14 protein-coding genes are annotated in these 12948 nt (G+C 61.8%); 10 read left to right on the top strand and 4 right to left on the bottom strand.

What is annotated here, in order from left to right; all coding sequences use genetic code 11:
- Window positions 1-221: 221 nt before the first annotated feature.
- From rsmI to ACQZ5H_RS17575, 9 genes are all read left to right on the top strand, one after another.
- Window positions 222-1133 (top strand): 16S rRNA (cytidine(1402)-2'-O)-methyltransferase, encoded by a 912-nt coding sequence (gene rsmI, locus ACQZ5H_RS17615; protein WP_449098587.1) that lies wholly within the window; start codon window positions 222-224, stop codon window positions 1131-1133.
- Window positions 1133-1501, top strand: a complete 369-nt coding sequence (locus ACQZ5H_RS17610) for a YraN family protein (RefSeq protein WP_449098533.1) — start codon at window positions 1133-1135, stop codon at window positions 1499-1501. The genes rsmI and ACQZ5H_RS17610 overlap by 1 nt, the downstream gene beginning before the upstream one ends.
- Window positions 1502-1615: 114 nt before the next feature.
- Window positions 1616-2941 (top strand): sn-glycerol-3-phosphate ABC transporter substrate-binding protein UgpB, encoded by a 1326-nt coding sequence (ugpB, locus tag ACQZ5H_RS17605; protein ID WP_199626003.1) that lies wholly within the window; start codon window positions 1616-1618, stop codon window positions 2939-2941.
- Between the two features lie 63 nt (window positions 2942-3004).
- Window positions 3005-3889, top strand: a complete 885-nt coding sequence (gene ugpA / locus ACQZ5H_RS17600) for a sn-glycerol-3-phosphate ABC transporter permease UgpA (protein ID WP_449098532.1) — start codon at window positions 3005-3007, stop codon at window positions 3887-3889.
- A 10-nt stretch (window positions 3890-3899) separates the two neighbouring features.
- Window positions 3900-4748: a sn-glycerol-3-phosphate ABC transporter permease UgpE gene (gene ugpE / locus ACQZ5H_RS17595; protein ID WP_112713856.1), complete on the top strand. Its 849-nt coding sequence runs from the start codon at window positions 3900-3902 to the stop codon at window positions 4746-4748.
- Window positions 4749-4750: 2 nt separating this feature from the next.
- Window positions 4751-5854: a sn-glycerol-3-phosphate import ATP-binding protein UgpC gene (locus ACQZ5H_RS17590; RefSeq protein ID WP_449098531.1), complete on the top strand. Its 1104-nt coding sequence runs from the start codon at window positions 4751-4753 to the stop codon at window positions 5852-5854.
- A gap of 100 nt (window positions 5855-5954) precedes the next feature.
- Window positions 5955-6458, top strand: coding sequence for a cupin domain-containing protein (locus ACQZ5H_RS17585; RefSeq protein WP_130279257.1), 504 nt, complete (start codon window positions 5955-5957; stop codon window positions 6456-6458).
- 96 nt (window positions 6459-6554) lie between these two features.
- Window positions 6555-7502, top strand: coding sequence for a glutathione synthase (gshB, locus tag ACQZ5H_RS17580; RefSeq protein WP_449098530.1), 948 nt, complete (start codon window positions 6555-6557; stop codon window positions 7500-7502).
- Window positions 7503-7681: 179 nt separating this feature from the next.
- Window positions 7682-9214, top strand: coding sequence for a YifB family Mg chelatase-like AAA ATPase (locus tag ACQZ5H_RS17575; RefSeq protein ID WP_449098529.1), 1533 nt, complete (start codon window positions 7682-7684; stop codon window positions 9212-9214).
- Between the two features lie 33 nt (window positions 9215-9247).
- Here the strand turns inward: ACQZ5H_RS17575 and ACQZ5H_RS17570 are convergent, their stop codons facing one another.
- The 3 genes from ACQZ5H_RS17570 to ACQZ5H_RS17560 all read right to left on the bottom strand — a co-directional run bounded on the left by ACQZ5H_RS17570 (window position 9248) and on the right by ACQZ5H_RS17560 (window position 11352).
- The gene (locus ACQZ5H_RS17570; RefSeq protein ID WP_449098528.1) at window positions 9248-9547 is read right to left on the bottom strand and encodes a putative quinol monooxygenase; all 300 of its coding nucleotides are present in this window, start codon (window positions 9545-9547) and stop codon (window positions 9248-9250) included.
- A 92-nt stretch (window positions 9548-9639) separates the two neighbouring features.
- Window positions 9640-10602, bottom strand: coding sequence for a cysteine synthase A (gene cysK, locus ACQZ5H_RS17565; protein ID WP_449098527.1), 963 nt, complete (start codon window positions 10600-10602; stop codon window positions 9640-9642).
- Between the two features lie 132 nt (window positions 10603-10734).
- Window positions 10735-11352 (bottom strand): LysE family translocator, encoded by a 618-nt coding sequence (locus ACQZ5H_RS17560; RefSeq protein WP_449098526.1) that lies wholly within the window; start codon window positions 11350-11352, stop codon window positions 10735-10737.
- Window positions 11353-11435: 83 nt separating this feature from the next.
- Between ACQZ5H_RS17560 and ACQZ5H_RS17555 the strand changes: the two genes are divergently transcribed.
- A complete protein-coding gene (locus tag ACQZ5H_RS17555) occupies window positions 11436-11993 on the top strand; it encodes a cysteine hydrolase family protein (RefSeq protein WP_449098525.1) in 558 nt (185 codons plus the stop codon).
- Here ACQZ5H_RS17555 and ACQZ5H_RS17550 read toward each other — a convergent pair.
- The gene (locus ACQZ5H_RS17550; protein WP_449098524.1) at window positions 11983-12879 is read right to left on the bottom strand and encodes a DMT family transporter; all 897 of its coding nucleotides are present in this window, start codon (window positions 12877-12879) and stop codon (window positions 11983-11985) included. The genes ACQZ5H_RS17555 and ACQZ5H_RS17550 overlap by 11 nt on opposite strands.
- Between the last annotated feature and the right edge of the window lie 69 nt (window positions 12880-12948).

Raw genomic sequence — 12948 nt, 5'->3', positions numbered from 1 at the left:
ACTGTCCGGGCGCGCAGGCGCGCCAGAAAATGCCTTTCCGGCTCCATGGCCGGAGGAGTGGACGGGCAAAATGGCAGAACTTTGCCGGGCATTGCAAGGGGTGCAAGGCTTCGCGCGGCTGCAAAGGTGGTTTTACACGATGATGCTCACAGAAATCCGAACCCTTGCCGCGAACGAAGCCTGCGCGCATAAAGGGCCGACGCCAGAGAGGGCCTTTGAAATTGAGTCATGAAGAGACGGCGGGCGAGGGCGGCAAGCATCGCACCTACCGCCTGCATAATGTCAGCATACCTGCGCGCCCGCTCGAGGCCGCGCTCTATCTGGTCGCGACGCCGATCGGCAATCTCGGCGATATCACGCTTCGCGCGCTCGAAACGCTTGCCGGTGCCGATGTGCTCGCCTGCGAGGATACGCGCGTCACCCGCGTGCTGCTCGATCGCTACGGCATTCAGAACCGCCCTTTCGCCTATCACGAACATAATGCCGACGAGGCCGGGCCGCGCCTGCTGCAGGCGCTGGAGGCCGGAAAGTCCGTCGCACTCGTTTCCGATGCCGGAACGCCGCTGGTTTCCGATCCCGGTTACCGGCTGGCGCAGACGGCGATCGACAGCGGATACCGCGTCATCCCGATCCCCGGCGCCTCGGCGCCGCTCGCCGCACTCGTCGGTTCAGGTCTGCCGAACGATGCCTTCCTCTTTGCCGGGTTTCTTCCCGTCAAGGACAAGGCGCGGCGCGACCGGCTCGGTGAATTCGCGGCGACCCCCGCTACGCTGCTCTTCTTTGAATCACCCCACCGCATCGGCGCGACGCTTTCGGCCGCCGCCGACGTGCTCGGCGGCGATCGCATGGCCTCCGTCTGCCGCGAGCTGACGAAGACCTACGAGGAGTTTCGCCGCGGCACGCTTGCCGATCTCGCCGCCTATTATGCCGAGAACGATAATGTGAAAGGCGAGATCGTCCTCGTCGTCGCGCCGCCGGAGGAAAAACCGGCTGACGCCGCTGACGTCGATGCGATCCTTGCCGATCTCTCCGGCACCATGCCAACGGCGAAAGCGGCAGCCGAGGCGGCGCGGCTCACCGGTCTGCCGCGCAAGGAACTCTATCAGCGGCTCCTCGACATGAAGGGCGCCTGATGAGCGATAGCGGCACGAGCGTCAGCAGACAAAAGGCGCTCCGCCGCGGACATTTCTCCGAATATGTGGCGGCGCTCTACCTGCTGATGAAGGGCTACCGCATCGCGGCTTTCCGCTATCGCACTAAGCTTGGCGAGGTCGATATCATTGCCCGAAAGGGCGATCTTGCTGTTTTCGTCGAGGTCAAAGCCCGGCGCGACGAGCGGGTCGCGGTCGATGCAGTTTCTTATGCGGCTCAGAAACGCATTCGCGATGCGAGCGATCTCTGGCTCGCCCGTCAGGCCAATAGCCACTTGTTGTCGCAGCGCTACGATATCGTTGCAGTGCTTCCGGGCCGGCTGCCACGGCATTTCCCCAATGCCTTTTAGCGGTCTTGCATAGGCGTGCATTTGTAATTTTTCTGTCATACAAATGTAAAGGAGACGTCACGGAAGGCCTCTATTGGCTTCCTCACCCCAATAACTGGTGGAGAGGGTTTATCCATGTTCAAGACGTTTTCTCTGGCCGCCGCTGCGGTCGTATTGTCTTCGTCGGCATCCTTTGCCGCAACCGAAATCACCTGGTGGCACGCCATGGGCGGCGAGCTCGGCCAGAAGCTCGAGCAGATCGTTCAGAAGTTCAACGACAGCCAGACCGAATACCACGTTACCCCGGTCTTCAAGGGCACCTATCCGGAAACCCTTACGGCCGCTATCGCTGCTTTCCGCGCAGGTCAGCAGCCGGCTATCGTTCAGGTCTTCGAAGTCGGCACCGGCACGATGATGGCCGCCAAGGGTGCCGTTTATCCAGTCTACAAGCTGATGGCCGATGAAGGCGAGCCGTGGGATCCGTCGAAGTTCATCGCTCCCGTCGTCGGTTACTATTCCGACCCGGAAGGCAACATCCTCTCCTTCCCGTTCAACTCCTCGACGCCGATCCTCTATTACAACAAGGACGTCTTCAAGAAGGCTGGTCTTGATCCGGAAGTCGCTCCGAAGACCTATGCCGAACTGGCTGAGTTCTCGAAGAAGATCGTCGATTCCGGCGCTGCCAAGTGCGGCTTCACCATCACCTACGCTGCAACCTGGCTCGGCCTCGAGAACTTCTCGGCCATCCACGACCTGCCCTACGGCACGCTGCAGAACGGTTTCGGTGGCACCAAGGCTGAGCTGAGCTTCAACGGTCCGAACCAGGCTCGTCTCTGGACCGACCTGAAGAAGTGGCAGGATGCCGGTTACTTCCAGTACGGCGGCCCGGGTGGCGGCCCCGATGCAGCTCCGAAGTTCTACTCGCAGGAATGCGCCATCTACATGGGCTCCTCGGGTTCGCGCGCTGGCGTCATCAACAACGCCAAGGCCTTCCAGGTCGGCTTCTCGACGCTGCCCTACTACGACGACGTCACCAAGGATCCGAAGAACTCGATCATCGGCGGCGCGACGCTCTGGACGCTGAACGGCCAGAAGCCGGAAGTCTACAAGGGCGTTGCCAAGTTCTACACCTACCTCAGCCAGCCGGAAGTTCAGGCTGATTGGCACCAGTTCTCTGGCTACCTGCCGATCACCACTGCTGCTTACGACCTCGGCAAGTCGCAGGGTTACTACGAAAAGAACCCGGGCTCTGACGTTGGCCTGAAGCAGATCCTGCGCGGCACGCCGTCCGACAACTCCAAGGGCGTTCGTTTCGGCAACCTGACGCAGATCCGTGACGTCATCGACCAGCAGTTCGAAACCGTGCTGTCCGGCAAGCAGACCGCCCAGCAGGCGCTCGACGAAGCCGTCAAGGAAGGCAACGCCATCCTGCGCGAATTCGAAGAAGCAAACTCGAACTAAGCTTTCGAGGCTGAAGCCAAGCCCTCCCCGCTCCGGGGAGGGCCTTTCCATATCGGGCGAGCCATGCAGACAAAGCGCACAATCTTCTCGAACCGCGTCCTGCCATATTTCCTTCTGGCGCCGCAGCTCGCAGTCACGTTGGTCTTCTTCATCTGGCCGGCTTTTCAGGCCTTTCGCCAGTCCTTCCTGCGTGAAGATCCCTTCGGCATGAAGACCACCTTCGTCTGGTTCGCCAATTACACGAAGCTCTTTGGCAGCAGCGATTACATGAACGCGCTCTGGGTGACGCTGATCTTCTCGGTCTCCGTCACCGTTCTATCGATGGGCGTGTCGCTGCTTTTCGCCGTCTGCGTCAATCGCGTGCTGAAGAGCGGACGCATCTATACGACGCTGCTCGTCTGGCCCTATGCGGTGGCGCCTGCGGCGGCCGGTCTGCTCTGGTGGTTCATGTTCAACCCCAGCATCGGCATCCTGCCCTATATCCTTCGCCACTTCGGCTATGACTGGAACCACCGCCTCGATGGCAATGACGCAATGATCCTCATCGTCATCGCCTCGGCATGGAAGCAGATCTCCTACAATTTCCTCTTCTTCGTCGCCGGCCTGCAGTCTGTCCCACAGTCGGTGATCGAAGCCGCGTCGATCGATGGCGCCGGTCCGTTCAAGCGTTTCTGGACGGTCGTCTTCCCGCTGATTTCGCCGACGACGTTCTTCCTGGCTGTCATCAACGTCACCTATGCGCTGTTCGACACCTTCCCGATCGTCGACTCCACGACCTCTGGCGGCCCGTCGCAATCGACGAACACGCTTGTTTACAAGGTCTATGCCGATGGCTTCGTCGGTCTGAACCTTGGCCCTTCGGCCGCGCAGTCCGTCGTGCTGATGTTGATCGTCGTCGTCCTCACCGTCGTCCAGTTCCGCTGGATCGAGAAAAAAGTACAGTATTGAGGCCCGAGCGATGATCGAGAACCGCCCCTTTCTGAACGTCCTCACGCACTTCATCCTGATCGTCGGCGTCGTCACGGTGGTCTTCCCCGTCTACCTCGCCTTCATCGCAGCCACCCATGGTCCGACCGACTTCATGAGCGGCCTCACGCCGCTGCTTCCGGGCGACCAGCTGGTTGCCAATTTCGACCAGCTGCTGAGCGCCGGAAATTCGGTGGCCGGTGCGCCGCCTTTCGCGCTGATGCTGGCAAACAGCCTGCTGATGGCGGTGCTGATCGCCGTCGGCAAGATCGCCATCTCGATCATTTCCGCATTTGCGATCGTCTATTTCCGCTTCCCGCTGCGCATGGTCGCCTTCTGGATCATCTTCCTGACGCTGATGCTGCCGGTCGAAGTCCGCATCCTGCCGACCTATAAGGTCGTCGCCGATCTCGGCATGCTGAATTCCTATCCGGGCCTCGTCATCCCGCTGATCGCCTCGGCGACGGCAACCTTCCTGTTCCGTCAGTTCTTCCTGACGATCCCGGAAGAGCTGATGGAAGCGGCTCGCGTCGATGGCGCCGGCGCCATGAAATTCTTCAGGGATATCCTGTTGCCGCTGTCGCGCACCAATATCGCGGCGCTATTCATCATCCTCTTCATCTATGGCTGGAACCAGTATCTTTGGCCGATGCTGATCACCACCGATCCCGGCTATTACACCGCGGTCATGGGCATCAAGCGCCTGGCCTCGGTCCTGGACGGCGACACCCAATGGAACCTCGTCATGGCAGGCGTCATTCTCGCCGCCCTGCCGCCGGTCCTCATCATCATCGTCATGCAGCGCCTTTTCGTCAAAGGCCTGGTCGAAACGGAGAAGTGACAATGGCCTCTATCGATGTAGAAGGCGTCGGCAAGATCTATCAGGGCGGCGTCAAGGCCGTTTCGGATGTCGGCATCAACATCCGCGATGGCGAGTTCATCGTCCTCGTCGGCCCGTCCGGCTGTGGCAAGTCCACGCTGTTGCGCATGATCGCCGGTCTCGAGAGCATCTCCGAAGGACAGGTGAAGATCGGCAGCCGCGTCGTCAACAATGTCGAGCCGGCTGACCGCGACATCGCCATGGTGTTCCAGAATTACGCGCTCTATCCGCATATGTCGGTGCGCCAGAACCTCGAATACGGCCTGAAAAACCGCGGGACGCCGCGGGCGGAGATCGATGCCCGTGTCGCCGAAGCCGCCCGCATGCTGCAGATCGAGCAGTATCTCGAGCGCAAGCCGAAGGCTCTCTCCGGCGGCCAGCGCCAGCGTGTCGCCATGGGCCGCGCCATCGTCCGCAAGCCCGCCGTCTTCCTCTTCGATGAACCGCTGTCGAACCTCGATGCGAAGCTGCGCGTCTCCATGCGCGGCGAGATCAAGCGCCTGCAGCGCCGTCTCGGCACGACGTCGATCTACGTCACCCACGACCAGCTGGAAGCAATGACGCTGGCGGACCGCCTCGTCGTTCTGAACGGCGGCCATATCGAGCAGATCGGCGCGCCGCTCGAAGTCTATCACACGCCCGCCTCGACCTTTGTCGCGAGCTTCATCGGCTCTCCCGCCATGAACCTGCTGAAGGGCGAGCTGCATGGCGACAAGCTGGCGATCGGCCCGAGCCTGATCGATCTCGCAGGCAATGCGCCGACATCCGGCCCGGTCACCATCGGCATGCGCGCCGAAGATCTGCGCCTTGCCAAGGCGGACGAATATGCGATGCCGCTTACCGTCGAATATGTCGAAGAACTCGGTTCGCAGCGTCTCGTCCACGGCCTGCTCGGCGACCAGCAGCTGACCGCGGTCGTCTCGCCGGAAACGCCGATGACCGCAGAAATGCGCTTCGTCATCACGCCTGAGAAGCTGCATTTCTTCGCGGCAGACACCGGCAAGCGGATCGGCAATGGTGTTGCGCAGGCATCGAATGCGGCGGTTACGGCCGAAGCGGTCCAATAGGCGTCGACAGGATCTGTTAAAATTTTAGCAGCCGCTTGAACGCCTCTCTTACGACTCTTCTGTTATTGCCCGAACATTGGGGTAGTAAACGGGGTGTTTCATGGCCTGGAAGCTTATGCTTGCAAGTGCGGTCGCGATGGCTGCGCGCACGGTGCCGTATGCCGTGGCGATGCCGCGCGGCAAGTCCTTCATCGCGCATTCGAGCGATCACCTGCCGATGAAATCGACGCCCATCAATCCGGACTGGATCGTCAGCGGCGACCCGCAGGCGCGCACCGCCGAGCATTCCCGCGGCCATGACGAAGCCTCGCTGACGGCGATATGGGACTGCACGGCAGGCGAATTCCGTTGGTTCTTCGGCTGGGACGAAACGGTGATGATCCTCGAAGGCGAAGTGCATATCACCGCTGAAGACGGCACCGAGCGCACACTTCGCGCCGGCGACGTCGCCTTCTTCGCCGGTGGCACCTGGGCCAGCTGGCGTGTCGACACCTACGTCCGCAAGGTGGCCTTCCTGCGCAAGCCCTTCCCGAAGCCGGTCGCGCTCGCCTATCGTCTTCGCAACATGCTGCGCAATAGCGGCCAGCAGGGCCTCGCCGCTTGAAAAATCCTTGATCGCGATGCTGCGAAGTCCTTGATTGACCGTTGCGTTCGACCCTCTTGCGACCTACATCTGTCCGGCATTCAGTGAGGGACGGAAATGGCCAAGATCAAGAACGTAGCGGTCCAGATGGACCATGTGTCGGGCATCAACATCGCAGGCGATTCCACCTTCGCCATGAGCCTCGAGGCGCAGACCCGGGGCTACAAGCTCTTCCACTATACGCCCGATCGCCTGAGCTTCCGCGACGGCCAGGTCTTCGCCTCCGTCGAGCCGATGATCCTGCGCGACGTCAAGGGCGACCATTTCGAGCTCGGCGCGCCCGAGCGTGTCGATCTCTCGACCATGGATGTCGTCCTGCTCCGCCAGGATCCGCCCTTCGACATGTCTTACATCACCTCGACGCATCTTCTCGAGCGCATCCATCCGAAGACGCTCGTCGTCAATGATCCGGCTTGGGTACGCAATTCGCCTGAGAAGATCTTCGTCACCGAATTCGCCGACCTGATGCCGAAGACGCTGATCACCAAGGATGCCGCCGAGATCCGCCGCTTCCGCGACGAGATGGGCGATATCATCCTGAAACCGCTCTACGGCAATGGCGGCGCCGGCGTCTTCCATTCGACCAAGGACGACCGCAACCTTTCCTCGCTGCTCGAAATGTTCGGCCAGCTCTTCCGCGAGCCCTTCATCGCTCAGCAGTATTTGCCTGACGTGCGCAAGGGCGACAAGCGCATCATCCTCGTCGATGGCGAGCCCGTCGGCGCCATCAACCGCGTTCCTGCCGAGCATGACAGCCGCTCCAACATGCATGTCGGCGGCCGCGCCGAGGCGACCGAACTGACCGCACGCGAGCAGGAAATCTGCAAGCGCATCGGCCCGGCCCTGCGCGAACGCGGCTTCCTGTTCGTCGGCATCGATGTGATCGGTGACTACATGACAGAGATCAACGTCACGTCTCCGACCGGCATCCGCGAGGTCAAGAAGTTCGGCGGCGCCGATATCGCCAGCCTCCTCTGGGATGCGATCGAGCGCAAGCGCGCCTGATTCTTCAGGGCTTTTGTTCTCATTTGTGGGCCTGATACAACCCGCTGCAACCTGAGTGCAGCGGGGACGTGAATCTGTTCATTTATTGTTCTTGTTTTATTCTGCTTACTATGCCAGATTGCAATCCGCGGCCATGAAAGGTCGCAATACGCGATGTAGTTGGTTGCGGGGGCAGGGGCATGGTCGCACGCGTCAGTACGGTTGCATTCCACGGTATTGAAGGTGTGCCGGTCGAAGTCCAGGTGATGGTCGCTCCCGGCAAGATCGGCATGCAGATCGTCGGGCTTCCCGACAAGGCGGTTGCGGAAAGCCGCGAGCGGGTGCAGGCAGCACTCCACGCATCCGGGTTGGCACTTCCGGCCAAGCGTGTCACCGTCAATCTGGCGCCCGCCGATCTTCCGAAGGAAGGCTCGCATTTCGATCTTCCGATCGCGCTCGGCCTGATGGCTGCTCTCGGCGCCATCCTGGCGGATGCGCTCTCGGATTATGTCGTCTTGGGCGAACTCAATCTCGATGGCACGATCGCACCCGTTGCCGGCGCGCTGCCTGCGGCAATCGGCGCCAATGCGCTCGGCAAGGGGCTGATCTGCCCGGCCGAAAGCGGCCCGGAAGCCGCCTGGGCCGGAACGCAACTCGATATCCTTGCGCCGCGGAGCCTCATCGCGCTCGCCAACCATTTCCGCGGCACGCAGGTTCTGTCGCGGCCGGAGCCATCGATCCGCGCCAATGCCGCAAACCTTCCCGATCTCGCCGACATCAAGGGTCAGGAAAGCGCCAAGCGTGCACTGGAGGTGGCGGCCGCCGGCAGTCATAATCTGCTGATGGTCGGCCCGCCCGGTTCCGGAAAGTCGATGCTTGCCGCCCGTCTGCCCTCCATCCTGCCGCCGCTGTCGGCGGCCGAGCTGCTCGAAGTGTCGATGATCCATTCGATCGCCGGTCAGCTCTCCGGCGGCAAGCTTTCGGACCGGCGGCCGTTCCGCACCCCGCACCATTCGGCAACGATGGCCGCCATGGTCGGCGGCGGGCTCCGCGCCCGTCCCGGCGAGGCTTCGCTCGCCCATCACGGCATTCTCTTCCTCGACGAGTTTCCGGAATTCTCGCCGCAAGCGCTCGATGCCCTGCGCCAGCCGCTGGAAACCGGCGAATGCATCATCGCCCGCGCCAATCACCGCGTGACCTATCCCGCCAACATCCAGTTGGTCGCCGCCATGAACCCTTGCCGCTGTGGTATGGCGGGCGAGCCTGGCCATAGCTGCGCCCGCGGTCCCCGTTGCCAGGCCGACTATCAGGCGCGCATCTCGGGCCCGCTGATGGACCGCATCGATATCCGCATCGACGTCCCGGCCGTTTCTGCAGCGGACCTGATCCGCCCGATGCCGGCCGAGGCAAGCAGCACGATCGCCGCCCGCGTCGCCCGCGCCCGCGAACTGCAGGCCGACCGCTTCATCGCTGCATGCCTCAATACAATCACCACCAACGCCCGCTGCTCGACATCACTGATCGAGAAATATGCCGAGCCGGATGCCGGAGGTCTCCAGCTGTTGCGCGATGCCGCCGAGAAGATGCGTTTCTCCGCCCGCGGCTATCACCGGGTCCTGAAAGTGGCGCGCACACTCGCCGATCTCGACGGCAAGCCAACCGTCGGCCGCATCCATCTCGCCGAAGCGATTTCCTATCGCATCGCAGGAGAGCGGCTGACCGCGGCAGCATGAGGGTTTCCGCTGACGGCGGATCAGGAAGCACCGTCAGGTTTGGCGGGGTTCACCGACCTCATAGCTTCGAAGGTTGCGATCATGGATGCCGAGTTCCGGCCAAGCGGCGCGCCATTTGGCGAGATGTGCCGTCTTGAAATGGCGATCGAGCGTTGCCTGATCCTGCCACATCTCCTTCACGTGGATGAGGCCAGGTTCGAGTACATCTTCGGCATAGGAGTATTCCGCGCAGCCATTTTCGCTGAGGCTGCCTTCCACCATGCGTTTCATCACAGGCCGGGCGGCAGCGAGGTTTTCGGGTGGCAGGCGAATGGTTCCGACGATCAGCAACATGCGGACTTGCTTCCGAGGTGGCGGGTATAAGTGACCAACAGAAAGGGCGCCCGAAGCGCCCTGTCCATTCGATTAAGTGCAGCAGGCGAAGCTTAGCCTCCGAGCCCATCGAACAGCGCCGTCGACAGATAACGCTCGGCGAAGGACGGGATAATCACCACGATGTTCTTGCCGGCGTTTTCTTCGCGGCTGCCCACCTTGATGGCTGCGGCAAGTGCAGCACCCGAGGAGATGCCGACCGGCACGCCTTCGAGCTTGGCAACCAGACGGGCAGTTTCCATCGCCGTTCCGCTGTTGATGGTGACGACCTCGTCGTAGATCTTGGTGTCGAGGATCGCAGGCGCAAAGCCGGCGCCGATGCCCTGGATCTTGTGCGGGCCTGGCTGGCCGCCGGAGAGAACCGGGGATTCTTCCGGCTCGACGGCGATCACCTTGATGCTGGCCTTCTTCGACTTCAGCACCTGTCCTGCGCCGGTGATCGTGCCGCCGGTGCCGATGCCGGAAACGAGAATATCGACGCTGCCGTCGGTATCGTTCCAGATTTCCTCGGCCGTCGTCTTGCGGTGGATCTCGGGGTTGGCAGGGTTTTCGAACTGCTGGGGAATGATCGCGTCAGGCAGCGTCGCGGCCAGTTCCTCGGCCTTGGCGATCGCGCCCTTCATGCCCTTCGGCCCCTCGGTCAGCACCAGCTCGGCGCCGAGCAGCGCCAGCATCTTGCGGCGCTCGACCGACATCGTCTCCGGCATGGTCAGGATCAGCTTGCAGCCCTTGGCGGCTGCCGCGAAGGCAAGCGCGATACCGGTGTTGCCGGAGGTCGGCTCGACCAGCGTCGTCTTGCCGGGCGAAATCTTGCCCTGCGCTTCCAGGCTCTCGATCATCGCCACGCCGATACGGTCCTTGACGGAGGCGATCGGGTTGAAGAACTCGAGCTTGGCCAGCAGGTTGGCCTTGACGCCCTTTTCCTTGGCGAGCTTGTCGAGGCGCACGATCGGCGTATCGCCGATGGTCTCGGTGATGGACGAATAGATGCGGCCGCGGCCCGGTTTCTTCGACATGCGTGCTCTCCCTTTAAGTGTGTTGCCGAGAGAATAGGGTCAAAGGCGGATGGAAGCCAGACTGAGCCCTCCGCCACGGCGGCATCAAGGAGAAAAAATCCTTTTAAAACCGCCGTTTGACGAACGAATTTTTCAGGCTGCGCGAGTGGCGATAAAGGCTGCCGTGCCCGCCAGAATGCCGGCCGCCGTCCGGTTCAGCGCCTGCAATGCGCGCGGCTGCTTCAGCATGCTGCGGGCGCGGGTTGCAAGCAGCATATAGGGGATCAGCACGCTGAGCAGCACGACAAAGGTGGCTGTCAGCAGCAATCCATATTCGCGCAGGCCGATCGCATGGATGTCGATCAGCGTCGGCACCAGCGCCACGTAGAACAGCATTGTCTTCGGATTGCCGAGCGTCACCAGCAGGCCCGAAAGAAACGACATGCCGACGCTGCTCGATTTGCGCGCCGCGATATCCTGCGGCAGCAGGCCGGATGTCCAGAGCTTGTAGGCGATGTAGCAGAGATAGATCACGCCCGCGAACTTGATGACGAGAAAGATCTCGGTGAAGGTCTGCGCCACGAATGCGAGGCCGAGAATGACCGCCGTCAGATAGGTCATGTCGCCCAGCACCAGGCCGAGACCCATGAAGAAGGTCTCGCGAAAATTCGAGCCGAGTGCCCGCGCGACGATCGCCGTGATACCCGGCCCCGGAATGGCGGCTGCGATGAACAATGCGCCGCTATAGGCAATGAGCGCTGCGATCGTCATTTGTCTCTCCCTGATTGCCGCCTATTTACGACTGTGCGAAATCGCTTTCAAGCAACTTCGAAAATGAACTCATGGGCGATGACATGACGAAGGCCTTGCTGCTGATCGATATCCAGAATGCCGTGCTCGAAGGCATGGGTGCTGACGACCGCGTGCCGGTGATCCAGCAAGCCTATGACGGCGTTACCAGGCGGCTGGCAGCAGTGCTCGGCAAAGCCCGGTCGGAAACCGTCCCTGTCATCATCGTCCAGCATGACGAGGCCGAGGGCGACCCGATCGCCAGGGGCAGCAAGGGCTGGGAAATCAGGGCGGAAGTGGCGCCCTTGCCGGGCGAACTGCTGATCAACAAGGAGGCCTGCGACGCCTTCTTCGAGACGCCGCTGGAGGCGGAGTTGCGCAGCCGCGGCATCACCCATCTCGTCATCGGCGGCTGCGTCACGCCCTTCTGTATCGATACATCGGTGCGCCGCGCCGTCTCGCTCGGCTTCGATGTCACGCTGATATCCGACGGCCACATGAGCGGCGATAACGGCGTACTCGGCTTCGAACAGATCATCGCGCATCACAACGCCGTACTCGGCGGCTTCGGCGCCGGCGCGCATGGCGTCAAGTTGTCGAAAGCCGCCGATATCAGCTTCTGACTGCACGCAGAAACCGCCCCGGCGTCCAGCCGAGATTCATACCGGCGGCTGCGAGAAGGATGATCGCGGCACCGATCACCTGCAGCGGCTGCAGCGCGTGGCCGAAGGCAATGCGGTCGACGGCGATCGCCGCGATCGGATAGATGAAGGACAGCGCGCCCGTCAGATGTGTCGGCAGCTTCTGGATCGCGCCGTAAAGCAGCACATACATCAGCCCCGTATGAAAGACGCCCATCGTGACCAGCTGCGACCAGGTTCCTGATGTCGCCGGCAGGGCCGAGAAGTCTACAAAAGGCGCCAACATCAGAATGCCGGTCGAAACCTGGATGAGCGCGATCAGATGCGGCGGCGTGCCCTTCAGCCATTTGGCCGCCAGCGCTGCCAGCGCATAGAAGAAGGCGGCACCAAGTGCCAAGGCGATCCCCAGGCCGTAGCTGCCGGTAACAACACCGCTATCCGGCTTAGCCTCGACGATCGCCATCATGCCCGCGAAGGCAAGCCCCAGCCAGAAAAGCTTGGTGCCAGTGATCTTTTCGCCGAGAAAGGCGGCGCCCAGCGCCAGCAGCATGAAAGGCTGGGTGTTGTAGACCGTCGTGGCGATCGAAATCGACGCATGCGAATAGGAGGCAAACAGCAGCAGCCAGTTCAGCACGATGGCGACGCCGCCGAAGACAGCGATACCGAAGCTTTTCAGCGACAGAAGCCGCGGATTGAGAAGCCCGAGCACAGCACAGATCACGAGCAGGGTGATTGCGCCGAACAGGCAGCGCCAGAACACGACATTGCCGACCGGCTGGCCCGACATCACGACGAACCAGCCGATGCTGCCCGAAATCAGCATTGCCGCCGTCATTTCCGCGCTTCCGCGCTTGATCTCGCTCTGCATCGCAACTCTCCCTTGATGGAAGCGCAGATTATTGCGCAACCAGAGCCGTCTCTATATCGTGTGACACAA

Source organism: Rhizobium sp. 21-4511-3d (genome assembly GCF_053522545.1).
This window is presented reverse-complemented; position numbering and strand designations above follow the sequence as displayed.

Coding starts and splice junctions, on each gene's coding strand:
- ACQZ5H_RS17610 (WP_449098533.1), top strand. CDS start 1,133: ATGAGCGATAGCGGCACGAGCGTCAGCAGACAAAAGGCGCTCCGCCGC.
- ugpB (WP_199626003.1), top strand. CDS start 1,616: ATGTTCAAGACGTTTTCTCTGGCCGCCGCTGCGGTCGTATTGTCTTCG.
- ugpA (WP_449098532.1), top strand. CDS start 3,005: ATGCAGACAAAGCGCACAATCTTCTCGAACCGCGTCCTGCCATATTTC.
- ugpE (WP_112713856.1), top strand. CDS start 3,900: ATGATCGAGAACCGCCCCTTTCTGAACGTCCTCACGCACTTCATCCTG.
- ACQZ5H_RS17590 (WP_449098531.1), top strand. CDS start 4,751: ATGGCCTCTATCGATGTAGAAGGCGTCGGCAAGATCTATCAGGGCGGC.
- ACQZ5H_RS17585 (WP_130279257.1), top strand. CDS start 5,955: ATGGCCTGGAAGCTTATGCTTGCAAGTGCGGTCGCGATGGCTGCGCGC.
- gshB (WP_449098530.1), top strand. CDS start 6,555: ATGGCCAAGATCAAGAACGTAGCGGTCCAGATGGACCATGTGTCGGGC.
- ACQZ5H_RS17575 (WP_449098529.1), top strand. CDS start 7,682: ATGGTCGCACGCGTCAGTACGGTTGCATTCCACGGTATTGAAGGTGTG.
- ACQZ5H_RS17570 (WP_449098528.1), bottom strand. CDS start 9,547: ATGTTGCTGATCGTCGGAACCATTCGCCTGCCACCCGAAAACCTCGCT.
- cysK (WP_449098527.1), bottom strand. CDS start 10,602: ATGTCGAAGAAACCGGGCCGCGGCCGCATCTATTCGTCCATCACCGAG.
- ACQZ5H_RS17560 (WP_449098526.1), bottom strand. CDS start 11,352: ATGACGATCGCAGCGCTCATTGCCTATAGCGGCGCATTGTTCATCGCA.
- ACQZ5H_RS17555 (WP_449098525.1), top strand. CDS start 11,436: ATGACGAAGGCCTTGCTGCTGATCGATATCCAGAATGCCGTGCTCGAA.
- ACQZ5H_RS17550 (WP_449098524.1), bottom strand. CDS start 12,879: ATGCAGAGCGAGATCAAGCGCGGAAGCGCGGAAATGACGGCGGCAATG.